Origin of the sequence: Pseudomonas sp. CF161 (assembly GCF_000416215.1) — a bacterium.
Classification (GTDB): Bacteria; Pseudomonadota; Gammaproteobacteria; order Pseudomonadales; family Pseudomonadaceae; genus Aquipseudomonas.
In genome coordinates this window covers 15,963-42,726 of the sequence record NZ_ATLP01000043.1, presented here as the reverse complement: position 1 = coordinate 42,726, position 26,764 = coordinate 15,963, and the positions used below count along the sequence as shown (strand labels likewise).

Below are 26,764 nucleotides of genomic sequence, written 5' to 3'. Positions count from 1 at the left end.
GGGGCTTATGCGCATCATCTTCGCTGAACCGATCGACCCCCTGATCTCCCCATTCCCTGGGTCCGTCTAGCTGTCGGGCCCACTCAAGGCTGTTGCCCATGTTGACTGCTGGATTGATTTTTCTGCTGACCATTACCCTGGTGATCTGGCAACCCAAGGGCCTGGGCGTCGGCTGGAGCGCGGTGCTGGGCGCGGTCCTGGCCCTATTGCTCGGGGTGGTGCACCTGAGTGATATCCCGCTGGTGTGGCAGATCATCTGGAACGCCACCGGCACCTTTGTCGCGCTGATTATCATCAGCCTGCTGCTGGACGAAGCCGGCTTTTTTGCCTGGGCCGCGCTGCATGTGGCGCGCTGGGGGCGGGGCAGTGGGCGGCGCCTGTTCGCCTTTATGGTGCTGCTGGGGGCACTGGTGTCGGCGCTGTTCGCCAATGACGGGGCGGCGTTGATCCTGACCCCGATCGTGATTTCCATGCTCCTGGCCCTGCGTTTTTCCAAGGCCGCGACCCTGGCCTTTGTCATGGGCGCGGGCTTTATCGCCGACACCGCCAGCCTGCCGTTGGTGGTCTCGAACCTGGTGAACATCGTCTCGGCGGACTTTTTCAAGATCGGTTTCAACCGTTACGCGGCGGTGATGGTGCCGGTCAACCTGGTCAGCGTGGCGGCGACCCTGGGGGTGCTGATGTGGTTTTTCCGCCGCGACATCCCCCGTGCCTACGACCCGGAACAGTTGGAGCCGGCCCACAGTGCGATCCACGATAAACCGACCTTTATCGCCGGCTGGTGCGTGCTGCTGATCCTGTTGCTCGGCTGTTTTGCCCTGGAACCCCTGGGCATCCCCATCAGCGCCATCTCGGCGGTGTGTGCCGCCTTGCTGCTCGCGGTGGCTGCCCGCGGGCATCGGATTTCCACGCGCAAGGTGCTCAAGGACGCGCCCTGGCAGATCGTGATTTTCTCCCTGGGCATGTACCTGGTGGTCTACGGCCTGCGCAATGCCGGGCTGACCCAGTACCTGGCCGGCTGGCTGGACGGCTTCGCGACCTGGGGCATCTGGGGCGCGGCCATGGGCACCGGGCTGTTGAGTGCCTTGCTGTCTTCGATCATGAACAACCTGCCGACCGTGCTGATCGGCGCGCTGTCGATCGATGCCAGCCAGGCGCAGGGAGTGGTCAAGGAAGCCATGGTCTACGCCAACGTGATCGGCAGCGACCTGGGGCCGAAAATCACTCCGATCGGCAGCCTGGCCACCTTGCTCTGGCTGCACGTGCTGGACCGCAAGGGCATCCATATCGGCTGGGGTTATTACTTCAAGGTCGGCATCGTCCTGACCTTGCCGGTGTTGCTGCTGACCCTGGCGGCGCTGGCCCTGCGCTTGTCGCTGGGCTGAGCGCAGCTGGCCGGCTGTTGCAGGGCGCGCCGTTCAGGTTCAGCCCGTACCCGGCACGTTGGGCCACAGGTCGGCCACCAGGAACAGGCGCTCGGCTTCTTCCCAGTGGGCCGGGGCTTTTTGCGTCAGGCGCACCAGCAGTTGCGCCGGAGCATGGGGATCGAGCTCGGCCAGCCAGTGTTCGAGCTGGGCCGGGCTCCAGGTCTGCTCGTCGGGGTAATGGGCCGGCGCCAGCCAGGCATGGCGCGGCAAGGGCTGCCAGCGACCGGGTGGGCTCTGGGCCAGGAACGCCGGCCAGTCATGCTGGTGCAGCCAGCGCCCGTGCAGGTGCCGGGGGTGGGCGCCCAGCGGGGGATGGGCATGGCCGGGCCAGGGGTAGAGCAGGTAGCCGCCCAGCCACAGGTGGGCGCTGAAATGGGTGATGTCCAGGGCGGTCAGTACTTCGAGGCTTTCCGGGCGGGCGGAAATCGGCAGCTGGTGTTCGCTCAAATGGGCCAGTTTGCGGTCCAGGCGGTCATGGCAGCCCGGGCCCAGCCACTGGGCGCTGTCTTCGCCGTTGCCGGCCTGCGGCCCGAGGTAGAGCTTGATCGCCAGTTCCAGGTGATGCACGCCGTCGCGGTCGCGCAGCAGCATATCCAGCTCACCCAGGGTGTGCCCGGCACGGCGGATCGGCAGGTTGGCCGCGAGCAGCTCGACCCCCGGGGCATGGCGCACCGCGAATTGCCACAAGCGTTCGTAGTACAGGCCCAGGCGCCGGGTGGTGGCCAGGGCCAGCCAATGCTCCAGGGCGCGGTGGTCCTGGTCGAGTTGGCGCAGCCAGTGGGCCAGCAGTTCGGGCGCCTGCACCCAGTCGCTGCCGGCCAGGGGATGACGCTGGGGCCAGGGCGTGTGTTCAAGCATGGGCGGGGCGAGGATGACCCAGGCCAGGTCGCGCACCGCGGGGTGGCGCAACTGGCGGGGGAGGTCGAGCAAGCCGGGAAACAGGATCATTCTGCGAGCATAGCTCCTCGGCGGGTGGCTGAAAGGATTTTGTCTATGGCCGGCTTTCGCCCATAATCCCTCTTTTGCCCGCCCCAGAACCCTGCAGGAGCCCCATGGAGCAATTTCGCAATATCGGCATTATCGGTCGCCTGGGCAGTTCGCAGGTGCTTGACACAGTTCGCCGACTGAAAAGGTTTCTGCTCGAACGCCACCTGCACGTGATCCTCGAGGACACCATCGCCGACGTGCTGCCAGGCCACGGCCTGCAGACCTCGTCGCGCAAAATGCTCGGTGAAGTCTGCGACATGGTGATCGTGGTCGGCGGCGACGGCAGCCTGCTGGGCGCCGCCCGCGCCCTGGCCCGGCACAACACGCCGGTGCTGGGGATCAACCGTGGCAGCCTGGGCTTCTTGACCGATATTCGCCCGGACGAGCTGGAGATCAAGGTCGCCGAGGTGCTGGACGGCCACTACCTGGTGGAGAACCGCTTCCTGCTCCAGGCCGAAGTCCGCCGTCACGCCGAGGCTATTGGCCAGGGCGACGCGCTGAATGATGTGGTGCTGCACCCGGGCAAGTCGACGCGGATGATCGAATTCGAAATCTACATCGATGGCCAGTTCGTCTGTAGCCAGAAGGCCGACGGCCTGATCGTCGCCACGCCCACCGGCTCCACGGCCTATGCGCTGTCCGCCGGCGGGCCGATCATGCATCCCAAGCTCGATGCCATTGTGATTGTGCCGATGTACCCCCATACCTTGTCAGGCCGGCCAATTGTGGTCGATGGCAACAGTGAGCTGAAAATCGTCGTGTCCAAAGATATGCAGATCTATCCGCAGGTCTCCTGTGACGGGCAGAACCACTTTACCTGTGCGCCCGGCGACACCGTCACGGTCAGCAAGAAGGCGCAGAAGCTGCGCCTGATCCATCCGCTGGACCACAACTACTACGAGGTTTGCCGGACCAAACTCGGCTGGGGCAGCCGGCTGGGTGGTGGAGGCGACTGATGCTCGATCCCGCGCGAAGTTACGACCTGATCGGCGACGTGCATGGTTGCGCCCTGACCCTTGAGCACTTGCTCGACCGCCTCGGTTACCACAGGCAGGGTGGCGTCTGGCGGCACCCGTCACGCATGGCGGTGTTCCTCGGCGACATCATCGACCGCGGCCCGCGAATCCGCGAAGCGCTGCACATCGTCCACGACATGGTCGAGGCCGGCCAGGCGCTGTGCATCATGGGTAACCATGAATTCAACGCCCTGGGCTGGAGCACCCCGGCGCCGGCGGGCAGCGGCAAGCAGTTCGTGCGCGAGCACACGCCGCGCCACGCGCGCCTGCTCAGCGAGACCCTGAACCAGTTCGAACAGCACCCCGGCGACTGGCATGACTTCCTCGGTTGGTTTTACAAGCTGCCGCTGTTCGTCGATGCCGGGCGTTTTCGCGTGGTGCACGCCTGCTGGGATGCGGGGCTGATTGCCCCCCTGCGCGCGCAGTACCCCAACGGCTGCATCGACGAGGTGTTCCTCCAGGCCTCGGCGATCCCCGACAGCTTCGCCAGCCTGGCGTTCGACCGCCTGCTGCGCGGCACCGACATGCGCCTGCCCCATGGCCAGACCATGACCAGCGGCGACGGCCTGACCCGTTCGTTCTTCCGCACCAAGTTCTGGGAAGACGACCCGCAGACCTACGGCGACATCGTGTTCCAGCCCGATGCCTTGCCGGAGCCAGTGGCCTGCATGCCGCTGTCCTCCAGTGAAAAAAGCAACCTGCTGCGCTACGCCAGCGATGAGCCGTTGCTGTTCGTCGGCCACTACTGGCGCAGCGGCAAACCGGCGCCGTTGCGCGCCAACCTGGCGTGCCTCGACTACAGTGCCGTGCTCTACGGCAAGCTGGTGGCCTATCGCCTGGACCAGGAAACCCGCCTGGATCCACATAAATTCGTCTGGGTCGATGTTGAACGGCCGGAGGCTCTGGGATGAGTGCTGTTGCAGTATTGCGTCTGCCGCTGGCGGTGGATTTGAGCGGTTTTGTCACCTTGCTTCAGCGGATGCAGGTGCCGCACCGGGTCAGCGAAGAGGCGGGCGAGCAGGTGCTGTGGGTGCCAGAGTCGATCAGCGCCGATGTGCGTGCATTGTACGAGCGCTTCCCCGGCGGCGACCCCGAGCAGCAGCTGGACCTGCCGCAGGTGCCGACCGCGGGCGCGCGCCCTGGCTTCAAGGAACAACTGCGCCGCAGCCCGATGACCGCCCTGGTGCTGCTGGCGAGCTTGATCGTGTGCGCGGTGACCCTGTTGGGCGACAACCTGGACACCCTGCGCTGGCTGACTTTTCTCGAGTTTCGCGTAGTCGGCGACTACATCCAGTTCACGCCCCTGGCCGACAGCCTGGCGGCGGGGCAGTGGTGGCGCCTGGTGACGCCGATGCTGATCCACTTCGGTTTCCTGCACATCGCCATGAACGGCATGTGGTACTGGGAGCTGGGGCGGCGCATCGAGTTGCGCCAGGGCAGCATCAACCTGCTGGGCCTGACCCTGCTGTTCAGCCTGGTGTCGAACTTCGCCCAATACTATTTCAGCGGCCCGACCCTGTTCGGCGGTTTGTCCGGGGTCTTGTACGGCCTGCTCGGGCATTGCTGGATCTATCAATTGCTGGCGCCCAACCCAATCTATCGCCTGCCGCGCGGCGTGCTGGTGATGATGCTGGTGTGGTTGCTGCTGTGCCTGTCCGGGCTGGTCTCGATGATCGGTTTCGGGGAAATCGCCAATGCCGCCCACGTCGGCGGGTTGCTCGTCGGATGCCTCACCGGTTTGTTGGGTGGCGTGTATGGCCGCCGTAAACTGGCCCTTTAATGCTGGAGACCGTTGCATGTCCTCTTTTGTAGAAATGATCGAAAACATCACCCCGGAGATCTACCAGAGCCTCAAGCTCGCGGTGGAAATCGGCAAATGGTCCGACGGCCGCAAGCTCACCGCCGAGCAGCGTGAACTGTCGTTGCAGGCGGTCATCGCCTGGGAAATGCAGAACCTGCCCGAAGAAGAACGCACCGGCTACATGGGTCCGCAGGAATGCTCCTCGAAGTCGGCGCCGGTGCCGAACATCCTGTTCAAGTCGGATGCCATCCATTGATTGAGATTGGCCGCGGTGCAATCAGCAAGATGTCGGCGCGCCTTGACGGGCCGAACGTTCAATACGCCTTTCGCCTGGACGAGCAGGAGGTGCCGGTCAACCCGATGATCGGCACCCAGGTCCGCCTGGAGTTCCTCGGGGCGATCCACTGCTCCCATTGCGGACGCAAGACCAAGACCAGTTTCAGCCAGGGTTACTGCTACCCGTGCATGACCAAGCTGGCCCAGTGCGACCTGTGCATCATGAGCCCGGAGCGTTGCCACTACGACGCCGGCACGTGCCGCGATCCGTCCTGGGGCGAGCAGTTCTGCATGACCGACCACGTGGTCTATCTGGCCAACTCCTCGGGGGTCAAGGTCGGCATCACCCGCGCCACCCAGCTACCGACCCGCTGGCTGGACCAGGGCGCGAGCCAGGCGTTGCCGATCATGCGCGTCGCCACCCGCCAGCAATCGGGCTTCGTCGAAGACCTGCTGCGCAGCCAGGTGGCCGACAAGACCAACTGGCGCGCCCTGCTCAAGGGCGACGCACCTGCCGTCGACCTGGTGGCCGTGCGTGAACAGTTGTTCGCCTCCTGCGCCGAGGGCCTGCAAGGTTTGCAGGAACGCTTCGGGCTGCAGGCGATCCAAGCGCTGAGCGATGTACAGCCGTTGGAAATCCGTTACCCGGTCGAGCAGTACCCGGCCAAGATCGTCAGCTTCAACCTGGACAAGAACCCGATTGCCGAAGGCACGTTGCTGGGGATCAAGGGCCAATACCTGATCTTTGACACGGGCGTGATCAATATTCGTAAATACACGGCCTATCAGCTCGCCGTGCATCAGTAGAAGGATTCGAACCATGCGCACCGATCAACCGAAGATGATTTACCTGAAGGACTATCAGGCGCCCGAGTACCTGATCGACGAGACGCACCTGACCTTCGAGTTGTTCGAGGACCACAGCCTGGTCCATGCGCAACTGGTGATGCGTCGCAACCCGGCACGCGGCGCCGGCCTGCCGCCGCTGGTGCTGGACGGTCAGTTGCTGGAGTTGCTGTCGGTCAGCCTGGGCGATCGCGAACTGAGCGCCGCCGACTACCAGCTCGACGACAGCCACCTGACCCTGCAACCGACGGCCGAGCGTTTCACCGTCGACACCAGCGTGCGCATTCATCCGGAAACCAACACCGCCCTGGAAGGCCTGTACAAATCCAGCGGCATGTTCTGCACCCAGTGCGAGGCCGAAGGCTTTCGCAAGATCACCTATTACCTCGACCGCCCGGACGTGATGAGCACGTTCACCACCACGGTGTCGGCCGAGCAGCACCGCTACCCGGTGCTGCTGTCCAACGGCAACCCGATTGCCAGTGGCCCCGGCGAAGACGGCCGGCACTGGGCGACCTGGGAAGACCCGTTCATGAAGCCGGCCTACCTGTTCGCCCTGGTGGCCGGTGACCTGTGGTGCGTCGAAGACAGCTTCACCACCATGAACCAGCGCAACGTGGCGCTGCGCATTTATGTCGAGCCGGAAAACATCGACAAGTGCCAGCACGCCATGAACAGCCTGAAGAAATCCATGCGCTGGGATGAACAGACCTACGGTCGCGAGTACGACCTCGACATCTTCATGATCGTGGCGGTCAACGACTTCAACATGGGCGCCATGGAGAACAAGGGCCTCAATATCTTCAACTCCAGCGCCGTGCTGGCCCGCGCCGAAACCGCGACCGACGCTGCGCACCAGCGGGTCGAGGCGATCGTCGCCCACGAATACTTCCACAACTGGTCGGGCAACCGCGTGACCTGCCGCGACTGGTTCCAGCTGTCGCTCAAGGAAGGTTTTACCGTGTTCCGCGATGCCGGGTTCTCCTCGGACATGAACTCGCCGACGGTCAAGCGCATCCAGGATGTGGCGTACCTGCGGACCCACCAGTTCGCCGAAGACGGCGGCCCCATGGCCCATGCCGTGCGCCCGGAAAGCTTTATCGAGATTTCCAACTTCTACACCCTGACCGTGTACGAGAAGGGCTCGGAAGTCGTCGGCATGATCCGCACCCTGGTGGGCGCCGCGGGCTTTCGTAAGGGCAGCGACCTGTATTTCGAGCGCCACGACGGCCAGGCCGTGACCTGCGATGACTTCATCAAGGCGATGGAAGATGCCAACGGCGTCGACCTGACCCAGTTCAAGCGCTGGTACAGCCAGGCCGGTACGCCACGCCTGGCGGTCAGCGAGGCCTATGACCCGGCGGCCAGGACCTACAGCCTGACCTTCCGCCAGAGCTGCCCGGCGACGCCGGACAAGGTCGAGAAGCTGCCGTTCGTGATTCCGGTGGCCCTGGGCCTGCTCGACAGCAACGGTGCCGATATCGCCCTGCGCCTGGCCGGTGAAGCCACCGCCCAGGGCACGTCCCGCGTGTTGTCGGTGACCGAGGCCGAGCAGACCTTCACCTTCGTCGACATCGCCGAACAGCCGTTGCCGTCGCTGCTGCGGGGCTTCTCGGCCCCGGTGAAGCTGAGCTTCCCCTACAGCCGCGACCAGTTGATGTTCCTCATGCAGCACGACAGCGACGGTTTCAACCGTTGGGACGCCGGCCAGCAATTGTCGGTTCAGGTGTTGCAGGAATTGATCGGCCAGCAGCAGAAGGGCGAGGCCCTGGCGATGGACCCGCGGCTGGTCACGGCGCTGCGCAGCGTGTTGACCGACGACAGCCTGGATCAGGCCATGGTCGCGGAAATGCTTTCGCTGCCGGGCGAGGCCTACCTCACCGAAATCAGCGAAGTGGCCGATGTCGAGGCCATCCACGCCGCCCGCGAATTTGCCCGCCGGCAGTTGGCCGACGAGCTGTTCGAGCCTTTGTGGCAGCGTTATCAGGCCAACCGCGAGGTGTCCAAGCGCACGCCTTATGTGGCCGAGGCTGAACATTTCGCTCGGCGTGCCTTGCAGAACATTGCCCTGTCGTACGTGATGGTCAGCCGCAAGCCGGAGTTCCTGGTGCCGGCGGCGGCCAAGGAGCAATTCGAGCACGCCGACAACATGACCGAACGCCTGACCGCCCTGGCGGTGCTGGTCAATTCCCCTTACGAGGAAGAGAAGGCCTGGGCCCTGGAACTGTTCGCCGAGAACTTCAAGGACAACCCGCTGGTCATGGATCAGTGGTTCAGCGTCCAGGCTGCCAGCGGTCTGCCGGGCGGCCTGGCGCGGGTCAAGGCGCTGATGCAGCACCCGGCGTTCAACATCAAGAACCCGAACAAGGTGCGGGCGCTGATCGGTGCCTTCGCCGGGCAGAACCTGATCAACTTCCATGCGGCGGATGGCTCCGGCTACCGCTTCCTGGCGGACCTGGTGATCGAGCTCAACGCCTTCAACCCGCAGATCGCCTCGCGCCAACTGGCGCCGCTGACCCGCTGGCGCAAATACGACAGTGCCCGCCAGGCACTGATGAAAGCCGAACTGGAGCGCATCCGCGCCTCGGGCGAACTGTCCAGCGACGTGTTTGAAGTCGTGAGCAAAAGCCTGGCCTGATCGGCTGCCCCACCAAGCCCCGTCCGCTAGCCCCGGGCGGGGCTTTTTTATGCCGGAAGATCCATGCCCGCCGTCGCCGCTGCCGAACCTGGCGGCAGCGGCTGCAGGTAACCCCAGCAATTTATCCGGCGACTTTTGTTTATCAGGACGCCGAATGGCAGGCCATTCAGCTATCGTCTCATCGCCTCGAGTTAACAAAAGATAACGCGGTGTCGATTGTCAGACCTTTCCAAAGCCCGATAGGATAGATCTGCTTCCGAAGGGGCTCTAGATTGCAGGTTTCAGGACGGTATCCGGGATCAGTCAATCACCAGGCACGCCCTGCGCGGCGCCCTTAAAGGTTGAATGACCTAACAATAATAATGGGGGAAAGGTCTATGAGTGAGCCTGTCATGGGTGTGGGTTGTTGCCGCCCGCCGGCCTTACGCAGATTCGCGTTGCTGGCTACAGCGCTCTCGCTGTTGGGGGTTGCCGCGTTGTCGGTCCCCGTCCAGGCCGCCGATACGGCGGCAGTCGCTGCTGCGACAACCGATGCCGCCGCTGCCGCGGTCTATTCCACTGAATCAGCCAAGGCTGCCAAAAGCCTGATGCTCGACGTCGTGCACGCCGGCAAGCGCCTGGTGACGGTCGGCGACCGTGGGCACATTCTCTATTCCGACGACCAGGGCCAGACCTGGACCCAGGCCAAGGTGCCAACCCGGCAGTTGCTGACGGCGGTGTATTTCGTCGACGACAAGCTGGGCTGGGCCGTCGGCCACGATGCGCAGATCCTCGCCAGCACTGACGGTGGCGCTACCTGGACCAAGCAATTCGAAGACCTCAAGCGTGAAGCGCCGTTGCTCGACGTCTGGTTCAAGGACGCCAGCACCGGCTTTGCCGTGGGTGCCTACGGCGCCTTGCTGGAAACCACCGACGGCGGCCAGCACTGGGAAGACGCCAGCGACCGCCTGGACAACGAAGACCAGTACCACCTCAACGCGATTGCCGCGGTCAAGGACGCCGGGCTGGTGATTGTCGGCGAGCAGGGCAGCCTGTTTCGCTCCGCCGACTGGGGCCAGACCTGGGAGCGCCTCGAAGGCCCGTACCACGGTTCGCTGTTCGGCGTGATCGGCACCGCCGAAGCCAACACCCTGCTGATCTACGGCTTGCGCGGCAACCTGTACCGTTCCACCGACTTCGGCAGCACCTGGGACCAGGTCGAGCTCAACGCCGCCCGTGGCGCCCTGGAGTTCGGCCTGTCGGGCGCGACCCTGCTCGACGACGGCACCCTGGTGATCGTCGGCAACGGCGGCAGTGTGGTGCAAAGCCATGACCATGGCCTGACCTTCAGCGTCTTCAACCGTCCCGACCGCATCTCCTTGTCGGCGGTGACGGCCGCGGGCGACGGCAATCTGATTCTGGTGGGGCAGGGGGGCGTACGCACGAGCTCGCCGACAGGCGCTGAGCTGAGCAAATGAGCCGGGCACATAATAAGAAGGCGGGGACATCATGAGCAGTCATCATCAAGACAAGGCGACGTTTCTCGAGCGCCTGATTTTCAACAACCGCCCGGCAGTGATCCTGATTTGCCTGGTGGTGAGTATTTTCCTGTTCTGGCAGGCGACGCTGATCCGGCCGTCCACCAGCTTTGAAAAAATGATCCCGCTCAAGCATCCCTTCATTGAAAAAATGATGGAGCACCGCAACGACCTGGCGAACCTGGGCAACACCGTACGCATTTCGGTGGAGGCCAAGGACGGCGACATCTTCAGCAAGGAGTACATGGAGACCCTGCGCCAGATCAACGACGAGGTGTTCTACATCTCCGGCGTCGATCGCTCGGGCCTCAAGTCGCTGTGGAGCCCCAGCGTGCGCTGGACCGAAGTCACCGAAGAGGGGTTTGCCGGCGGTGAGGTGATCCCGCAGAGCTACAACGGTTCGACCGACAGCCTGGAGCAGTTGCGCAATAACGTCCTCAAGTCGGGCCAGGTCGGGCGTCTGGTGTCCAACGACTTCAAGTCGAGCATCGTCGACATTCCGCTGCTGGAGTCCTACCCGGACCCGCAGGACCAGGGCAAGTTACTGGCCCTGGACTACCAGAAGTTCTCCCACGAGCTGGAAGACAAGATCCGCAACAAGTTCGAGGCGCAGAACCCCAATGTGAAGATCCACATCGTCGGTTTCGCCAAGAAAGTCGGCGACCTGATCGATGGCCTGATCATGGTGGTGATGTTCTTCGGCATCGCCTTCGTCATCACCCTGGTGCTGCTGTACTGGTTCACCTGGTGCATCCGCAGCACCATCGCGGTACTGATCACCACCCTGGTGGCGGTGGTCTGGCAGTTGGGGCTGATGCACGCTTTCGGTTTCGGGCTGGACCCGTATTCGATGCTGGTGCCGTTCCTGATCTTCGCCATCGGCATTTCCCACGGGGTGCAGAAGATCAACGGCATTGCCCTGCAATCCAGCGGCGCGGATAACGCCCTGACGGCGGCCAGACGAACGTTCCGCCAACTGTTCCTGCCGGGGATGATCGCGATCCTGGCCGACGCCGTGGGCTTTATCACCTTGCTGATCATCGATATCGGGGTGATCCGCGAGCTGGCCATCGGTGCGTCGATCGGCGTGGCGGTAATTGTGTTCACCAACCTGATTCTGTTGCCGGTGGCGATTTCCTATGTCGGGATCAGCAAGCGGGCGATCGAGCGCAGCAAGAAAGACGCGACCCGCGAGCATTCGTTCTGGCGCCTGCTGTCGAACTTCGCCAGCCCGAAAGTCGCACCGGTGTCCATCGCCCTGGCCCTGGTGGCTTTCGGTGGCGGCCTCTGGTACAGCCAGAACCTGAAGATCGGCGACCTCGACCAGGGCGCGCCGGAACTGCGTCCGGACTCGCGCTACAACAAGGACAACAGCTTCATCATCAATAACTACTCCACCAGCTCCGACGTGCTGGTGGTGATGGTCAAGACCGCCGCCGAAGGCTGTTCGCGCTACGAGGCCATGGCGCCGATCGACGAGCTGATGTGGAAGATGCAGAACACCGAGGGCGTGCAGTCGGCGATCTCCCTGGTGACCGTGTCCAAGCAGATGATCAAGGGCATGAACGAAGGCAACCTGAAATGGGAAACCCTGTCGCGCAACCCGGACGTACTCAACAACTCCATCTCCCGCGCCGATGGCCTGTACAACAACAATTGCTCCCTGGCGCCGGTGCTGATCTTCCTCAATGACCACAAGGCCGCGACCCTCGACCGGGCGGTGCATGCGGTGCAGGAATTTGCCAACGAGCACAACAAGGACGGCCTGGAGTTCCTGCTGGCCGCGGGTAACGCCGGGATCGAAGCCGCGACCAACGAAGTGATCAAGGAGTCGGAGCTGACCATCCTGATCCTGGTGTACATCTGCGTCGCCACCATGTGCATGATCACCTTCCGTTCCTGGGCGGCGACCCTGTGCATCGTGCTGCCGCTGGTGCTGACCTCGGTGCTGGGCAACGCGCTGATGGCGTTCATGGGCATCGGGGTCAAGGTGGCGACCCTGCCGGTGGTGGCGCTCGGGGTGGGGATCGGAGTCGACTACGGCATCTATATCTACAGCCGCCTGGAAAGCTTCCTGCGCGCCGGCCTGCCGCTGCAAGAGGCCTACTACCAGACGCTGAAATCCACCGGCAAGGCCGTGCTCTTCACCGGCCTGTGCCTGGCCATCGGCGTGGCGACCTGGATCTTCTCGGCGATCAAGTTCCAGGCCGACATGGGCCTGATGCTGACCTTCATGCTGCTGTGGAACATGTTCGGCGCGCTGTGGCTGCTGCCGGCGCTGGCACGCTTCCTGATCAAACCGGAGAAACTGGCCGGGCAGAAGGGCAACTCGCTGTTCGCCCACTGACGGCTCGCCGTCCAACAAGCCGCAACCCAGGTTGCGGCTTTTTTATGCCCCTCGTGCGGCCAGCGTAGCCGCTGCCGAAGGCTGCGCTGGCCCTCGAATACACCCCAAGTCAACCGGACACCCCCACGGCGTTCATTCCGGCCAGCGCAACCGCGCAGGCTCGGCAGCGGCTGCGGGTTTTGCGCGAGTCTTTTAGGTCGGTCGGGGGCTGAGCGGCTATCATTGCGGCTTTCCCTTTGATGATTGACTGCCATGACCGCTACCTTGCTCACCGCCCTTGAAACCTGCGACATGCTGGAGATCGACGGCCTGCATGCCTTTGATTTCTCCCTCGACGACCAGCAGTTGCTGATCGAATGCATGGACGGCCGGGCGGCCAAGCGCTGGAATTTCAGCCTGGCCCAGGTGCAGGCCGCCACCTTCGACGAGACCCTGCAAAGCTGGACCATCCTTGGCGATTCCGGCGAGCACCGCCTGGTGTGCATGAGCGCGTTCACTGCCCGCGACGATGAGGATGAGCACGATGAAGATGCGTAATTTCTGGCCTCTGCTGATGGCCGGCAGTGTCGGCGCCATGGGCGTCCAGGCAGCGCCTGTGGACAGCCACGAACTGTTGGTCGGTTCCTACACCCAGGGCTCCAGCGAAGGCATCTACCGTCTGCAGTTCGACAGCCGCACCGGGCAGATCGCGGCCAAGGCGCTGCAAGTGGTGAAGAGCGCCAACCCGTCCTGGCTGACACTGTCCCGGGACCAGAAGCTGCTGTTTGCGGTCAATGAAAACGGCCCCGGCCAGGCCGATCCGGTGGGCCGGGTCAGCAGCTTTCGCCTCGACCCCAAGAGCCACCAGCTGCACCTGATCAATCAGGTGCAAAGCCTGGGCAATGAACCCACCCATTCCAGCCTCAGCGCCGATGGCCGTTATCTGTTCGTCGGCAACTACTCGGTGAGCGAAGACCCGGGTGGCAGCCTGGCGGTATTGCCGGTCAGCCCCGAGGGCAAGCTGTCGCCGCCGGTGCAACTGAGCAGCCACCCTGCGAGCCGGGTCAATCCGGAGCGCCAGGCGTCGGCCCACGTGCATTCCGTGGTGTCAGCCCCTGACGGGCAATTTGTCTTTGCCAATGACCTGGGTGCCGACAAGATCTTCGTCTACCGCTACGACCCCAAGGCCAACCCCGAGCTGCCGCTGACCGCTGCCAAGCCGGCCTTCGTCAGCCTGCCGCCGGGCAGCGGCCCGCGCCATCTGCTGTTCAGCGCCGACGGCAAGCACGCTTACCTGAGCATGGAAATGAGCGCCCAGGTCGCGGTGTTCGATTACCAGGCCGGGCAATTGACCCAGCGCCAGCTGGTCGACCTGGCCGCCGACCAGCCGCCAGAGAAACGCGCCGGTGCGGCCCTGCATGCCTCGGCGGATGGCAAGTTCCTGTATGTCAGCAATCGCGGCACCGCCAACGAGTTGCTGGTATTTGCCATCGACCCGGCCAGCGGCCAGCTCAAGGAGCTGCAACGGCGCTCGGTCGAGGGCGATCATCCACGGGAGTTCAGCCTCGACCCCAGCGGCAAGTTCGTCCTGATCGCCAACCAGAAAAGCAACCAGATCGTGGTCGTCGAGCGCGACCCGAACACCGGCCTGCTGGGTAAAACCGTGCAGAAACTGGCGTTCGATGCCCCCAGCGACCTCAAGTTCCTGCTGCGTCAATAGGCCGCAGGCCCCGGTTTACGGGGCCTGCCTCCTTGTATTAATCCGGCTGATATCCGCTACTTGTGCAATGAATTTCAACGCGCCCACCCTCGGGCGTAGTTTTGCTTCACCGCCCGGGCACAACCGCCATACGGGAAGTCAAGCAACTGCATCCGAGGGTTACCGCCATGAACTTCAATCTCTTCTCCGTGATCGCCGCTTCCGCCATCTCCGCCACCGTGGCCTTGCCTGCCAGCGCCAGCACCGAGGTCAGCAGCAAACAGTCGCGCACCAACACCTACACCCAGAAATACCTGCAACAGAGCGCCAACTTCTACGCCGCCCTGGACCACAAGACCCAGCACTGAGCGTTCAACCAGCCCTGTTTTGACCCAACGTATGCAGGAGCGAAGTCATTGGCTCCCCCCTCGATCACTCGGCGGGGTCAGCAGTGATGTCGCTCCTGCATCACGTATTTGCGACGCGTAGGGCGGATGCCGGGAAATAGTCTTGGTAATGTCATATCGCCATATGTTTAAATTTGACGCTAACTTTTTGACTCTTTCCCAGCAAAGGATCGACAGCATGGTCATGCGTCTGGCAGTGGTACTTCTGTTTCTCTATTCCACCCCGATCGTCTCGGCGGCGCAGCCGGTCGAAGGCGAACCCGAAGCTTCGCGCGAGCGCATGCTGAGTCTGTTGCAGGACTGAGTCCGCGCCGGATCCGCCAAGGCCCCCAGTGATATCACGGGCGCCGAGGGGCGATCAGCTTGGCTTGGCCATCACCGTCACGAACAGTTCCGAGTCCAGGATCCGCCGCAGCCAATCTTGCAGGCGCGGGTAGGGCGCCTGGGCGAACCATTTGCGGTCGACATGGGCGAACTGGCGCACAAAAGGCACCAGGGCTGCGTCCGCCAGGCTCATGTGCCCGGCCAGCAGGTAATCGCGCTCGCTCAATAACCCTTCCAGCCGCTGCAAAAACAGTTCGCCCTGGGCGCGGTAGTGCGCCATGGGCTGCTGCGGATGGCGCTCGGGGTATTTGTAGCGATTGAGCCACTGCTTGAAGCCCTGATCGTTGTCGCTGATCAGCGCCGCCATGGCCTCCTGTGCCGCCGGGTCCTGGCGCAGCAACCAATCCTGCGGGTCGTGCCGGGCCAGGGCCCAGCGCATGATGTCCAGGCTTTCATCGATCACCTGGCCTTGCACCTCCAGCACCGGCACCGTGCCTTTGCTCGACAGCGCGAGCATCTGCGCCGGCTTGGCCTTGAGGCTGACTTCGACGATGTCCACGGCCACCGCGCAGTAACGCAGCGCCAGGCGGGCGCGCATGGCGTAGGGGCAGCGGCGGAAGGAGTAGAGGGTCGCGGCGGCGTGGCTCATTTGACCTCCAGGGTGCTCAGGCCGTTGCCTTGTCGGCGGACCTGGATCTGCACCGGAATCCGTTCGTGCATTTCCTGCACGTGGGAAATCACCGCCACCTTGCGCCCCTGGGCCTGCAAGCCATCCAGGGCATCCATCGCCAATTGCAGGGATTCCGGGTCGAGGCTGCCGAAGCCCTCGTCGATAAACAGCGATTCAATCTTCAACGTGCTCGACGCCATGGACGCCAGGCCCAGGGCCAGGGCCAGGGACACGAGGAAGGTCTCGCCACCGGAGAGCGAGTGCACCGAGCGCAGTTCATCGCCCATTTCCGTGTCCAGCACCAGCAGGCCGAGCATGCTGCCGCCGCGTTTCAGGCGGTAGCGGCGCACCAGTTGCCGCAACTGGGCGTTGGCGTGGTGCACCAGCAGGTCGAGGTTGTAGGCCTGGGCGATCTTGCGGAAGGTGTCGCCGGTGGCCGAGCCGATCAGGGCGTTGAGGCGCGCCCAGCGCTGCCATTCGTTGTAGGCGTCGCTGATGCGCTGGCCCAGGGCCTGGTTGGCGTCCTGGCGGCGCTGGTCTTCGCTCTGTTGCGCGCGCAGTTCCGCCACCTGCTGCTCGCTGGCCAGGGCCTGCTGCTGCAAGGCCTCCAGGGCCTGGGTCAGTTCCTCGGCCGCGAGATTGCCGTTGTGCTGGGCCTGATGCTGTTCCAGGCGCTGCTGACGTTCCTGCAGCAGAACCCTGGCCTGCTCGATGGCCTTGTCATTGGCTTGCAGGCGCTGGCGCAACTGCTGGACCTGTGGCTCATCCAGGGCCAGCAGTTGCTGTAACCCGTCGTCATCGAGTTCGGGGTGCCCGGCGCGCCAGTGTTGGATGCTGGCGGCCAGTTGCTGGTGTCCATCCTCCAGGGCCAGCCGCCGTTCCTCCCGGGCCTTGAGTTCGGCGCCGAGCTGGATCAGTTGCTGATGCAGGTCCTGGAGTTGCTGCTGGGCTGTGGCCTGGGCGCTGCGCGCCTGCTCCACGGCCTGATCCACCTGTTGTTGCCAGTGCTCGGCGCTGCTGTGTTGCCCCAGCAGCTCGCCAAGCTTGTGCTGGCAGGCCTGCTGTTGCGCGCTGAGCCCGGCGAACTGCTGCTGGGCGTCTGCCAGTTGCTGCTGACGGGTCAGCTGGCGGTCCTGTTCTTTCTCCAGGGTCAGTTGGCGCTGTTGCTGTTCCTCGGCTTCGTCCTTGTGCTCGCGCAACTGCTCGATGCGTTGCAGCACCTGCTGGTCCAGCTGCACAAAGGTGTTGGCCGGGTCGCGGCGCAGGCCGTCGAGGACCTCGGCCGGCAGCAGCTGGGTGAAACTGGCCAGTTCTTCTTCCAGGCGCTGCTGGTCGGCGCCCAGTTGCTCCTGCTGTTTGTGCAGGTGCTGGGTCGCCTGCTGGCTGGCTTCGACGGCGTGCTGCAATTGCTGTTGCAGGCGTGCGGCGTCTTTTTGCAGGGTCAGCAGGGCACCCTGACGGCTTTCATCCTGGGTGATGCTCTGCTGCAACTGCTCCAGTTGCTGGTGCAGCCAGGCGTCCCGTCTGGCCGGGTCCTGGTCCAGCAGGGCGGCGCTCTGCGGGTGGGCTTGCAAGCTTGGGGCCAGGGCCTGTTGCTGGACCGCCAGTTGCTCCTGCTGCTGCAGAAACTCCTTCTGCTGGGCGATCAGGCCCTGGACCTGGGCCCGCAGTTCGTTGAGTTGCTCCTTGAGGCCGTCCACGGTCTTGCGCGCGTTGGCCTCTTCGCTTTCGTCGTGGCGACCGAGGCTCTGCAACAGGGCTTCGGGCTGGTGATAGGGGTGTTCGGCGCTGCCGCACACCGGGCACGGCTGGTCATCCTGCAACTGCCCGCGCAGCTCTTCGACACTGGCGCTGCGGGCCAGCCGCTGGCGCTCGAGCAGGGCCTGGGTGACGCTCAGGGTCTGCTCGGCCACCGTCAGGTCGGCCTTGGCCTGCATGCCGACCTTGTTCAGTTCTTCGCGCTGGGTGGCCACCGCCTGCTGCTTGTCCAGCAGGGCCTGGGCGCGCTGGTCCAGTTCCTGCTGCTGGGCCCAGAGCCGTGCCAGGTCCTCGATGGCGCGCTGCTGCTTGCGGTTGTCCTTGAGCAGGCCGTCCAGCAGTTCGATCTGCTCGGCCACTGCCTGGGGTTCGGCACCGGCTTCGCGGTAGAGCAATTCCAGGTGCGCACGCTGCTCGCTCAATTGCTGGGCGGCGGCACTGGATTGCTGTTCCAGGGCCGGCAGTTCTGCTTGACCCTGGTTCAGGCGATTGCCGATCAGCATCAGCTGCTGCAAGCGTTCGCGGTAGACATTCCAGGCCTCGCCCAGGGGCGCGAGGGCGGCGCTTTGCGCCAGTTGCCCGGCGATTCGCTCCAGGCGCTCGCCCACCAGGCGCTGCTGTTCCAGCAGCTGCGCAATGCTTTGCTGGCCCTCAACGCTTGCCGTTTCGGCGCGGCTTTGCTGCTGCCCGGCATCCTCCAGGCTCTGGCTCAGGCGGCTCAGGTTGCCTTGTTCGGCAAAGGCTTCGCGCAGCAACGGCACGCTGTCGCTGTGCTGGCTCTGGGCCTGGGTCAGGGCGGCGCCGGCATCCAGCAGCTGCTGTTGCAGCTGTTCGTGGCGCTGTTGCAGGTCGATCTGCTGCGCGGCCTGTTGCCCGATCTGCTGGCGCAGCGGTTCCAGGGCTTGGCTCAGTTCAACCTGGCGCAGGAACTGATGCCGCTGCGGTGCCAGTTGTTCCAGGCGTTGCAGGCGCAGGCGTTCCGGGGCCAGGGTTTGCCCCTCGTGCTCGGCGGCGTGCAACTGCTCGCTGGCGCTGTGCTGCGCCTCTTGCCACTGGCGCAGTTCCTTGAGCCAGGTGTTCTGCTGTTCGAGCTGCTTGAGTTGGGCCTGCTGGGTCTTGAGCTGCTGCTGGGCCTCGTTGAAGCGCTGACCCAGTTCGGCCCGGGCCTCGGGCTCCAGGGGAACGATGCCACTGGCCTGGGCCTTGAGCGCCTTGTGCAGCTCTTCAGCTTCTTTGCTCTTGCTGTAGGCGCGCCGCCCCAGTTGGCTGTAGATCGCGGTGTTGGTGAGCTTCTCCAGCAGTTCGCTGCGGTCCTTGTCATCGGCCTTGAGGAAGGCGCTGAACTCGCTCTGGGCCAGCATCACCGCGCGGGTGAACTGCTCGAAGTTGAGCCCGAGCTTGGCTTCGATCAGTTGCTTGTATTCGCTTTTGCTCTGGTTGCTCAGCAGCTGTTCCTGGTCCAGGTCCGTCAGGCTCTGGCGGCTGCCCTGCAACTTGCCGTTGGCCTTGTCCCGGGCGCGGTTGGCTTCCCAGCGCGCGCGGTAGCGCCGGCCGTCGATGCCGACAAAGTCGACCTCGGCATAACCGCTGCCGGTGCCACGGCGCAGCAGGGTACGCGGGTCGCTGGTGAGGATCTCGCTGTCGACCTCCGGGACCTTGGTCTCGCGCCCGATATTGCTCAGCCGCGGCACGGCGCCGAACAGGGCCAGGCACAGGGCGTCGAGCAGGGTGCTCTTGCCGGCGCCGGTAGGGCCGGTGATGGCGAACAGGCCGGCGCTGGCCAGGGGCTCGGCAGTGAAGTCGATCTCGAACGGGCCGGCCAGGGAGGCCAGGTTTTTCAGGCGGATGGCAAGAATCTTCATGCTTGTTCGGTCTCCATCTGCACGTCCTGCAGCAGCACCGCGAAGTCCTTGAGGGTCTGTTCGTCGACCTCGCTGCCGTAGTTGTCGTGCCAGGCGCGGCTGAACAGCTCCTGGGGGCTGAGCTGGTCGAGTTCGATCAGTTGCGCGCCGTCCTCGCTGTTGTCGCCAGTACGGTTGCCGGCGTATTCGGCGGCGATCCGCACCAGGCGCACGGCTTTGTTCTGCAGGGCGGTTTCCACTTGCTGGCGCAGGTCGGGCTGGGGTTCATCGAGCCGGACCCGTACTTCCAGCCAGGGCTGGCGCTGTTCGTCGGCCAGCAGGTCGATGTCCGGCAGTTGCCTCAGTTGCAGCAGGATCTCGGCCAGTGGCGCCGGGCCCAGGCGTTGCAGGTGCACCGCGCGGGGAATCAGCCTGGGTTCAACGCTGATCAGGGTCTCGCCGTCCAGGCGCACATCGAGGATCTGGTGCTTGTAGTCGATCTCCGAGAACGACAGCGGGATCGGCGAACCGCTGTAGCGGATGCGCTCCTCGCCATTGACCTTCTGCGGCTTGTGCAAATGGCCGAGGGCGACGTAACTGATGCTTGGGCCGAACAGGCTGGCAGGCAGGGCTTCGGCGTTGCCGATGATCAGGCTGCGCTCGGAGTCTTCCGAGATCGAGCCGCCGGCCATGTGCGCGTGGCTGATGGCGATCAGGGCCTGGCCCGGCTCGCGCTTGGCCTCGGCGGCGGCGATCAGGCGTTCATGCACCTGGCCGATGCCCTTGAGGTAGTCGTCGCCCAGTTGCGCGCCGGTGACTTCGGCCGGGCGCAAAAAGGGCAGCGCCAGGCACCAGCCGCCAATCGCGCCGCTGGCGTTGGGCAATGGCAGCAGCAGGCGTTCGGCGTCGAGCTGGCCGTCATCCAGCCACAGCACCCGGCCCAGGGCGTGGGTGCGCAGGCGCCGCATCAAGGGCGCGGGCAGCTCGATGCGAGCCCCGGAGTCGTGGTTGCCGGCGATCATCACGATGGTCAGCAGCGGCTGCTGCTCGTGGGCGCTGACGATAAAGTCGTACAGGGCTTCCTGGGCTTTGACCGGCGGGTTGACGGTGTCGAAGATATCGCCGGCGATCAGCAGCACATCGGGCTGCTCCTGCTTGAGCTGGCGCAGCAGCCAGTCGAGAAAGCTGGAATGTTCGAAGTCGCGTTCCTGGCCGTGGAGGTTCTGCCCAAGGTGCCAGTCGGAGGTGTGGAACAGGCGCAAAATAAGCTCCAGAAAGCAGCGGCAAGCTTCTGGCTAAAAGCCTGAAGCTTGCCGCTGCCCTACTTAGGGTAAAGGGGCGGCAGGCTGCTGGTGTCGGCCACCGGGGCCTGGACCCGCTCATTGATGGGGATGGTGCGAATCGCGCGCCACAGTTCTTCGCCTTGCCAGTATTGGCCGGTTTCGCTGTAGAGCGCGCCGTTGAGACCGTCGAGGGCATCGGACAGCGGCACGAAGCGGGCGGCCATGTCGGCCAGGGTTTCCGGTTGCTGGCGAGCCCAGGCATCCAGGGCCTGGCGGGTGGCCTGGGGGTCGTTGGCCAGGCTCGCGCGTTTCAGGTCGTCGAGCAGCGTGCGCGGGCTGGGCCCGGTTTGCGCCGCCCGCAGGATCGCCGGTTGCCAGCGCGCGCGCCACCACAGGCCGAAGCCGATCAGGGTGGTGCAGGCCAGCAGCAGCGTGCTCAGTTGCCAGGCCCAGAGGCTGGAGTTGTCGACGCTGCTGCTCGGTGTCGGGTTGCCGGCCGGGGTGTCGACCACCAGGCTCGGGTTGTTCGCCACCTGCAGGGTACGGGCGGGCAGGGTGCTGCGTTCCAGGTGGTCTTCGAAGGTGTTCCACCACACCACTTCCACTGCCGGCAGTTCAATGCTGCCGCTGCGGTTGGGCACCAGGGCCTGGCTGTCCTCGCGAATGCCGATCAGCCCGCGCTCGCTGTTCTGGTTGCTCAGCTGCGGCTGGTCCGGGTAGCTGCGCAGGCCGCTGACTTCGCTGCTGGGCAGGGGCGGCAGCTGCGAGCTGGACAGGCCTTCGGCGCGCAGGGTCAGGCTGCGGGTTACGGAGTCGCCGACCTGCAGATTGTCCGGCTCCGGGTTCCAGCTTTCGCTCAGGCTCAGGCTGCGGGCCGGCAGCCAGGGAGCGTCGGCCGGGTAGGCGGCGGGCTTGGCCTTGACCGACAGCGGCATTTCGGCGGAGCTGACGTGGATCAGCTTGCCCGGCTTGGGCCCCAGGGGCGCGGGCTCCTGGCTTGGCTTGACGTCGACCATGGTCGCGCTGAAGGTCTGCGCCGGGATCAGCAGTGCGCCGCTGTGTTGCGGGTAGATGGCGTAGCGCATCTCGATCACGCCGTGGCGCACGCCGTTGATGACCTTCTCGAAGGTGCGCTGCTCGCCGAGCTGTTCGACCCGGGCGTCGCCGATCTGCAATGGGGTCAGGCTGCTGTCGTCGTACAGCGCCACCGAATGGTAGATGTGCAGGGTCAACAGGGCCTGGGCCTGCACGTAGACGCTGTCCTGGTCGAGGCTGACGTCGATGAACACCGGCTCCATGCGGCTGTCGGGCAGTTGCGCGGCGCTCTCGATCACCTGCAGGGTGATCGGCTGGCTCTGCACCTCGCCCAGCTGCAGGGCCGGGATCAGCACCGCGCCGGTCTGGCGTGGCAGCAGGGTGATGATCCAGCGCGTGGTGGCGCGGCTTTCATCGCTCAGGGTGGTCAACTGGTTGACCTGGCGCGTGCCGCGCACCTCGAACGACGGCTCCAGCGGCGCCAGGTCGGGTTTGCCGAACAGGGTGACGTCGTTGGATTCCAGGGTCAGCTCCACGGTTTCTCCGGAGTTCACCCGGCTGCGGTCGACACTGGCGACCAGCCCGGCGCCCTGGGCCAGGGAGGTCCAGAGAAGGAATGTGAGCAAGAGGGCGGTGAAGCGGGTCATCGAGTTTTTCCCTGATCCTGATGTTGTTGCTGTTCGTACCAGAATTTGCGCCGCAGCAATTCGCCGGGGTCGTCCGGAATCTTGCGCAGCCATTGCTCCAATGCCTGCCGCCGCTCGCCGTCCAGGGTCTCTGCGCCAGAGCGCAGGGGCGGGGTGGTGGTGCGCTCGTCACCCAATTCGGACCCCGGCACATCGGACTGCCCGGACTGCGCCTGGGTGTCCGCAGGTGGCTCCTCGTCCCCCTGGCCATTGCCCGCTGGCGGGTTCTGGTCCTGGTTGTCGTGCTCGCCGGGTGCCTGGGAGCCCTGGTTGGCGGCGCCCGATTGCGCCGAGCTGTCGGTTTCGTTGCTGTCGCCAGGCTGTTCCTGGTCCGGGACCTCGGGCGTGGTCACTTGCTGTTCTTGCAGCAGGCTTTCGACCAGAGCCTTGTTCTGCAGCGCCGGTTGCAGGTCGGGCTGCAACTCCAGGGCCTGTTCGTAGGCGTCCACCGCGGCTTCCAGCTCACCGCTGCGGGCCAGGGCGTTGCCACGATTGTAGTGGGCGCGGGCGTCGCTGCCTTCGGCAAAGCGCTGAGCGGCAGCGGCGTAGTCGCCGGCCTCATACAGGGCCACGCCCTGCCATTGCAAGTCCTGGAAGTGCCGCGCGGCGTCGGCGGGGCGCTGCTGTTGCAACAGGCGCTGGCCTTGCTGGTCGGGCCGCAGCCACAGGTCGTTGAACTCGAAGGCGTAGCTGGGCTGCGGCAGCATAAACAGCAGGGGCAGGCAGAACAGCCAGCCACGGCGCCCGGCGCAGGCCGCCAGCAGCAACAGCGGCAACAGCAGCCAGTAACCCTGGTCGGCCCAGGTGTCGAGTTGCAGGGTCTGGCCGTCGTCGCGCAGGTTGCGCGGGCCACCCAGCAGGCCCAGGCCGCGCAGGTCATTGTCATCCAGGCGCACCTGGCGATAGCGCCCGCCGAGGTCGCCGAGGAAGCTTTTCAGGCTCGGGCTGTCGAGGCGCGACACCAGGATCGCACCCTGGTCATCCTTGAGCAGGCTGCCGTTTTCCTGGGTCACCGGCGCCCCGTCACGGCTGCCGATCCCCAGCATCAACAGTTGCGGTGCGCGGCCGCCCAGGGCCTGGCGGATGCCTTGGCGTTCCTGTTCGCTGAGGGACGAGGCGATCAGCAGGATCCGGCCCTGGCCCAGGGCGCCCTGGTCCAGCAGTTGCAAGGCCTTGTGCACCGCCAGGTCGGCGCGCTGGCCGGCCTCGGGCATGATCGACGGCTTGAGCGCTTCGAGCAGGTTGCGGCTGGTGGCCAGGTCGTCCGACAGCGGCACCAGGGTGTGGGCACTGCCGGCGTAGACCACGATGGCGGTCTGCGCGTCGCTGCGCAGTTGCAGCAGGTCCAGCAGCTTGCGCCGCGCCTGTTCGAGGCGGTTGGGCGGCACGTCGCTGGCAAGCATTTGCGGCGTCAGTTCCAGCAGCACCACCAGCGGGTCGGCGGGCTTCTGGCTGATTTGTTCTACGCGCTGCCAGCTGGGGCCGAGCAGTGCCAGGACCGCGATCAGCCACGCCAGGCCGAGCACCACCCAGGGCATTTTGCTTTCGCGGCCGTTGCCGCCGCTGAGCAGGGCGGCATGGAAGGCCGGTGGCAGGATCATCTGCCAGCGCCCGGCGCGTTTTTGCCGGTGCCAGAGGTGCCACAGCAGCCAGCCGAGGGGCAGCAACAGCAGCAGCCAGGCGGGGCGAAACCAGTGCGGCCAGAGCGCGGCGATCATCGACGCCTCCGCAGACGCAGGCGTTTGAGACGCTCGCGCCAGTCATGGGCCGGTTGCAGGAAGTGCGCCTTGGTGAAGAACCGTTGCAGCGGGTTCTCCGGCCAGCGTTCGCGCACCACCAGCAGCATGCTGAACATCAGCGCCAGGGCCAGCGGCCAGCTATAGAGTGCCTGGGCCGGGCGCGCCTGGGTCGGCTGCTGGGCCACGGGCTCCAGTTGGTCGAGGGTTTCCTTGATGGCTTGCAGCTCCTGGCCGTCGCGGGCGCGGAAGTAGCGGCCGCCGGTGACTGAGGCGATTTCCTTGAGGGCCGGCTCGTCCAGGTCGAGGCTCGGGTTCAGCCCCAGCAGGCCCTGGGTGCCGCTTTGCTCGGGGTCGGCGCCGATGCCGATCGGGTAGATTTTCACCCCTTCTTCAGCGGCCAGGCGCGCAGCGGTCAGCGGGTCGATTTCGCCGCCGTTGTTGGCGCCGTCGGTCACCAGGATCAGCACCCGGCTTTGCGCCGGGCGTTGGCGCAGGCGTTTCAGGGCCAGGCCGATGGCATCGCCGATGGCGGTGTTTTTACCGGCGATGCCGATCTTCGCTTCATCCAGCCAGATGCGCACCGTGCGGCGGTCGAAGGTCAGCGGCGCCTGCAGGTAAGCCTTGCTGCCAAACAGGATCAGGCCCACGCGGTCGCCTTCGCGGCCTTCGAGAAAGTCCCCCAGCAGGTGCTGCACCAGGCTCAGGCGGCTGACGTCTTCGTCCAGCCATTGCATATCGGGGAAGTCCATGGAGCCGGACACGTCCACCGCCACCAGCAGGTCGCGACCGCTGGCCGCCACGGGCAGGGGTTCGCCCAGCCATTGGGGACGGGCCGCCGCCAGCAGCAGCAACAGCCATAGCAGGATGAACGGTGCCTGCTGGCGCCAGGCCGGCAGGTTGGCCCGGGCCCGGCGCCGCGCCAGGCCTTCGAGTTCGGTGAGGAAGCTGATCTTCAGCGCCGGCTCGCCGCTGTCGGCCACCGGCAGCAGCACCCGCAGCAGCCACGGCAGTGGCAACAGGGCAAAGACCCAGGGCCAGGCGAACTCAAACATGTTTGCGGATCCAGGTGTCGACCGCCTGGGTCAGGCCGGCGATGGCTTTGTCGTCGAGCTTGCACTCGGGCTTGTAGGCGCCTTCCACCAGCACCATCCAGCGCGTCAGCCCCGCAGCCGGGCAGCGGTTGTCGAGAAACGCCAGCCATTTGCGGCCGTTCAGGGTATGGCTCTGGCTGTAGGGGTAGTGGTTGCGGCACAGGCGCTTGAGCAGCGCATTGAGCTGTTGCAGCCAGGCCCCGGCCGGCGCGCCGTCATAGGGCTTGGGCAGCAGCGCCAGTTCGGCCAGGGCCGCCAGGCGCACCGGGTCCAGGGGCAGTTCGGCGCGCACGATGGGGCGCTTGCGCGGCCACCAGCGTTTGAGCCGCCACAGGCCCAAGCCCAGCAACGGCAGCAACACCAGCAGCAGCCACCAGCCCGGGGCGGGCGGCCAGAAGCCGATGGCGGGCGGGGCCATCAAGGGTTGCAGTTGTTCGAGGCTGCTCATCGGGATTTACCCGGGCGTTGCGGGTTCAGGTATTCGCGCAGTTGTTCGACCATCTCGCTCTGGGTGCTCAGGGGCATCAGCAGTACCCGCAGCTTCTGCGCCAGCAGTTCCCAACGGGCAATGCGTGCCTCACTCATGGCACGGTAGGCCTGGCGCAGGTCGTAATTCAGGGTGTCGAGCTCCAGCTGCGCGCCACGCTCGGCAAAGCGCAGCAGGCCGGCGGCGGGCAGGGCGTGGTCGAGGGGATCGGACAGCGGCATCAGCAGCAGGTCGCAATGGCGTGAAAGCAGGCTCAGCTGTTGCTCGGCGGCGTCAGACAGGGCGCGCTCGTCGCAGATCACGATCACCAGGCTGCCCGGGCGCAGCACTTCGCGGCCCCGGCGCAGGGCGGTGCCCAGGGCGTCGCGCTCGGGTTCGGTCTCGGTGTGCAGCGACTGGTTGACCCGCACCAGGCGGTTGAGCAACTGCAACAGGCTCTGTTTGCTGCGGCGCGGCTTGATTTCGTAGTGCTCGTCATCGCCGAACACCAAGCCGCCGACCCGGTCGTTGTGACCCAACGCGGCCCAGCCGATCAGGCTCGCGGCCTGGGCGGCGAGCACCGATTTGAACATCAGCCCGGAGCCGAAAAACAGCCGGCGACTTTGCTCGACCATGATGAAAATCGGCCGTTCGCGTTCTTCATGGAACAGCTTGGTGTGCGGTTCCTGGGTGCGCGCCGTCACGCGCCAGTCGATGGTGCGCACGTCGTCGCCGGCCTGGTAGACCCGCACCTGATCGAAGTCGACCCCGCGTCCGCGGAGTTTCGAGTGGTGCAGGCCGATCAGCGGGCTGCGCTGGCTCGGGGTCGAGAACAGCTGCACTTCGCGCACCCGATGGCGCATCTCGATCAGCTCGGCGAGGCTGATGCGGATGCCGGGTTCGGCGGTCTTGGGGCTCGGGCTCATGGGGG

At 65.1% G+C, this 26,764-nt stretch carries 22 protein-coding genes; 13 read left to right on the top strand and 9 right to left on the bottom strand.

Annotation, left to right across the window (positions count from 1 at the left end; genetic code table 11):
- The first annotated feature begins 98 nt into the window (after window positions 1–98).
- On the top strand, window positions 99–1,385 hold the full coding sequence (locus tag CF161_RS08140; protein ID WP_020296084.1) for an arsenic transporter: 1,287 nt from the start codon (window positions 99–101) through the stop codon (window positions 1,383–1,385).
- Window positions 1,386–1,424: 39 nt separating this feature from the next.
- On the opposite strand, the gene CF161_RS08135 is transcribed toward CF161_RS08140, so the two are convergent.
- Complete coding sequence (locus CF161_RS08135) at window positions 1,425–2,375, bottom strand: DUF1853 family protein (protein WP_020296083.1); 951 nt, start codon at window positions 2,373–2,375, stop codon at window positions 1,425–1,427.
- Between the two features lie 104 nt (window positions 2,376–2,479).
- Here CF161_RS08135 and CF161_RS08130 point away from each other — a divergent pair, with 104 nt between their 5' ends.
- From CF161_RS08130 to CF161_RS33370, 12 genes are all read left to right on the top strand, one after another.
- Window positions 2,480–3,370, top strand: coding sequence for an NAD(+) kinase (locus CF161_RS08130; RefSeq protein ID WP_020296082.1), 891 nt, complete (start codon window positions 2,480–2,482; stop codon window positions 3,368–3,370).
- Complete coding sequence (locus tag CF161_RS08125) at window positions 3,367–4,341, top strand: metallophosphoesterase (protein ID WP_177326761.1); 975 nt, start codon at window positions 3,367–3,369, stop codon at window positions 4,339–4,341. Before CF161_RS08130 ends, CF161_RS08125 begins: the two co-directional genes overlap by 4 nt.
- Window positions 4,338–5,210: a rhomboid family intramembrane serine protease gene (locus CF161_RS08120; protein WP_020296080.1), complete on the top strand. Its 873-nt coding sequence runs from the start codon at window positions 4,338–4,340 to the stop codon at window positions 5,208–5,210. Before CF161_RS08125 ends, CF161_RS08120 begins: the two co-directional genes overlap by 4 nt.
- A 16-nt stretch (window positions 5,211–5,226) precedes the next feature.
- Window positions 5,227–5,487 carry a YeaC family protein gene (locus CF161_RS08115; protein WP_020296079.1) on the top strand — a complete coding sequence of 87 codons (261 nt, stop codon included), beginning with the start codon at window positions 5,227–5,229 and terminating at the stop codon, window positions 5,485–5,487.
- A complete protein-coding gene (locus CF161_RS08110; protein WP_020296078.1) occupies window positions 5,484–6,314 on the top strand; it encodes a DUF2797 domain-containing protein in 831 nt (276 codons plus the stop codon). Before CF161_RS08115 ends, CF161_RS08110 begins: the two co-directional genes overlap by 4 nt.
- Before the next feature lie 13 nt (window positions 6,315–6,327).
- Window positions 6,328–8,991, top strand: coding sequence for an aminopeptidase N (pepN, locus tag CF161_RS08105; RefSeq protein WP_020296077.1), 2,664 nt, complete (start codon window positions 6,328–6,330; stop codon window positions 8,989–8,991).
- A 377-nt stretch (window positions 8,992–9,368) separates the two neighbouring features.
- Window positions 9,369–10,448, top strand: a complete 1,080-nt coding sequence (locus CF161_RS08100) for a YCF48-related protein (protein WP_043228885.1) — start codon at window positions 9,369–9,371, stop codon at window positions 10,446–10,448.
- 31 nt (window positions 10,449–10,479) lie between these two features.
- A complete protein-coding gene (locus CF161_RS08095; protein WP_020296075.1) occupies window positions 10,480–12,855 on the top strand; it encodes an RND family transporter in 2,376 nt (791 codons plus the stop codon).
- 243 nt (window positions 12,856–13,098) lie between these two features.
- On the top strand, window positions 13,099–13,392 hold the full coding sequence (locus tag CF161_RS08090; protein ID WP_084471676.1) for a DUF5629 family protein: 294 nt from the start codon (window positions 13,099–13,101) through the stop codon (window positions 13,390–13,392).
- Window positions 13,379–14,554: a lactonase family protein gene (locus tag CF161_RS08085; protein WP_020296073.1), complete on the top strand. Its 1,176-nt coding sequence runs from the start codon at window positions 13,379–13,381 to the stop codon at window positions 14,552–14,554. Before CF161_RS08090 ends, CF161_RS08085 begins: the two co-directional genes overlap by 14 nt.
- Window positions 14,555–14,721: 167 nt before the next feature.
- Entirely contained in the window at window positions 14,722–14,901 is a 180-nt protein-coding gene (locus tag CF161_RS08080) for a hypothetical protein (RefSeq protein ID WP_020296072.1), read from the top strand.
- Window positions 14,902–15,118: 217 nt separating this feature from the next.
- Entirely contained in the window at window positions 15,119–15,244 is a 126-nt protein-coding gene (locus tag CF161_RS33370; RefSeq protein ID WP_020296071.1) for a hypothetical protein, read from the top strand.
- A gap of 54 nt (window positions 15,245–15,298) precedes the next feature.
- On the opposite strand, the gene CF161_RS08075 is transcribed toward CF161_RS33370, so the two are convergent.
- The 8 genes from CF161_RS08075 to CF161_RS08040 are packed head-to-tail and all read right to left on the bottom strand — an operon-like array spanning window position 15,299 to window position 26,759.
- Entirely contained in the window at window positions 15,299–15,913 is a 615-nt protein-coding gene (locus CF161_RS08075) for a glutathione S-transferase (protein WP_020296070.1), read from the bottom strand.
- Window positions 15,910–19,554 carry an SbcC/MukB-like Walker B domain-containing protein gene (locus CF161_RS08070; protein WP_020296069.1) on the bottom strand — a complete coding sequence of 1,215 codons (3,645 nt, stop codon included), beginning with the start codon at window positions 19,552–19,554 and terminating at the stop codon, window positions 15,910–15,912. Before CF161_RS08070 ends, CF161_RS08075 begins: the two co-directional genes overlap by 4 nt.
- Window positions 19,551–20,795: an exonuclease SbcCD subunit D C-terminal domain-containing protein gene (locus CF161_RS08065; protein ID WP_020296068.1), complete on the bottom strand. Its 1,245-nt coding sequence runs from the start codon at window positions 20,793–20,795 to the stop codon at window positions 19,551–19,553. Before CF161_RS08065 ends, CF161_RS08070 begins: the two co-directional genes overlap by 4 nt.
- Window positions 20,796–20,854: 59 nt before the next feature.
- Window positions 20,855–22,498, bottom strand: a complete 1,644-nt coding sequence (locus CF161_RS08060) for a BatD family protein (protein ID WP_020296067.1) — start codon at window positions 22,496–22,498, stop codon at window positions 20,855–20,857.
- On the bottom strand, window positions 22,495–24,252 hold the full coding sequence (locus CF161_RS08055) for a VWA domain-containing protein (protein WP_043228897.1): 1,758 nt from the start codon (window positions 24,250–24,252) through the stop codon (window positions 22,495–22,497). Before CF161_RS08055 ends, CF161_RS08060 begins: the two co-directional genes overlap by 4 nt.
- Window positions 24,252–25,328, bottom strand: a complete 1,077-nt coding sequence (locus tag CF161_RS08050; RefSeq protein ID WP_020296065.1) for a VWA domain-containing protein — start codon at window positions 25,326–25,328, stop codon at window positions 24,252–24,254. The genes CF161_RS08055 and CF161_RS08050 overlap by 1 nt, the downstream gene beginning before the upstream one ends.
- Window positions 25,321–25,815: a DUF4381 domain-containing protein gene (locus CF161_RS08045; protein WP_020296064.1), complete on the bottom strand. Its 495-nt coding sequence runs from the start codon at window positions 25,813–25,815 to the stop codon at window positions 25,321–25,323. Before CF161_RS08045 ends, CF161_RS08050 begins: the two co-directional genes overlap by 8 nt.
- Window positions 25,812–26,759: a DUF58 domain-containing protein gene (locus CF161_RS08040; RefSeq protein WP_020296063.1), complete on the bottom strand. Its 948-nt coding sequence runs from the start codon at window positions 26,757–26,759 to the stop codon at window positions 25,812–25,814. The genes CF161_RS08045 and CF161_RS08040 overlap by 4 nt, the downstream gene beginning before the upstream one ends.
- Window positions 26,760–26,764: the final 5 nt, after the last annotated feature.

Excerpts from the sequence above, each read along its gene's own strand:
- CF161_RS08140 (WP_020296084.1), top strand. The coding sequence starts at position 99 with ATGTTGACTGCTGGATTGATTTTTCTGCTGACCATTACCCTGGTGATC.
- CF161_RS08135 (WP_020296083.1), bottom strand. The coding sequence starts at position 2,375 with ATGATCCTGTTTCCCGGCTTGCTCGACCTCCCCCGCCAGTTGCGCCAC.
- CF161_RS08130 (WP_020296082.1), top strand. The coding sequence starts at position 2,480 with ATGGAGCAATTTCGCAATATCGGCATTATCGGTCGCCTGGGCAGTTCG.
- CF161_RS08120 (WP_020296080.1), top strand. The coding sequence starts at position 4,338 with ATGAGTGCTGTTGCAGTATTGCGTCTGCCGCTGGCGGTGGATTTGAGC.
- CF161_RS08115 (WP_020296079.1), top strand. The coding sequence starts at position 5,227 with ATGTCCTCTTTTGTAGAAATGATCGAAAACATCACCCCGGAGATCTAC.
- pepN (WP_020296077.1), top strand. The coding sequence starts at position 6,328 with ATGCGCACCGATCAACCGAAGATGATTTACCTGAAGGACTATCAGGCG.
- CF161_RS08100 (WP_043228885.1), top strand. The coding sequence starts at position 9,369 with ATGAGTGAGCCTGTCATGGGTGTGGGTTGTTGCCGCCCGCCGGCCTTA.
- CF161_RS08095 (WP_020296075.1), top strand. The coding sequence starts at position 10,480 with ATGAGCAGTCATCATCAAGACAAGGCGACGTTTCTCGAGCGCCTGATT.
- CF161_RS08085 (WP_020296073.1), top strand. The coding sequence starts at position 13,379 with ATGAAGATGCGTAATTTCTGGCCTCTGCTGATGGCCGGCAGTGTCGGC.
- CF161_RS08080 (WP_020296072.1), top strand. The coding sequence starts at position 14,722 with ATGAACTTCAATCTCTTCTCCGTGATCGCCGCTTCCGCCATCTCCGCC.
- CF161_RS33370 (WP_020296071.1), top strand. The coding sequence starts at position 15,119 with ATGGTCATGCGTCTGGCAGTGGTACTTCTGTTTCTCTATTCCACCCCG.
- CF161_RS08075 (WP_020296070.1), bottom strand. The coding sequence starts at position 15,913 with ATGAGCCACGCCGCCGCGACCCTCTACTCCTTCCGCCGCTGCCCCTAC.
- CF161_RS08070 (WP_020296069.1), bottom strand. The coding sequence starts at position 19,554 with ATGAAGATTCTTGCCATCCGCCTGAAAAACCTGGCCTCCCTGGCCGGC.
- CF161_RS08060 (WP_020296067.1), bottom strand. The coding sequence starts at position 22,498 with ATGACCCGCTTCACCGCCCTCTTGCTCACATTCCTTCTCTGGACCTCC.
- CF161_RS08050 (WP_020296065.1), bottom strand. The coding sequence starts at position 25,328 with ATGTTTGAGTTCGCCTGGCCCTGGGTCTTTGCCCTGTTGCCACTGCCG.
- CF161_RS08045 (WP_020296064.1), bottom strand. The coding sequence starts at position 25,815 with ATGAGCAGCCTCGAACAACTGCAACCCTTGATGGCCCCGCCCGCCATC.
- CF161_RS08040 (WP_020296063.1), bottom strand. The coding sequence starts at position 26,759 with ATGAGCCCGAGCCCCAAGACCGCCGAACCCGGCATCCGCATCAGCCTC.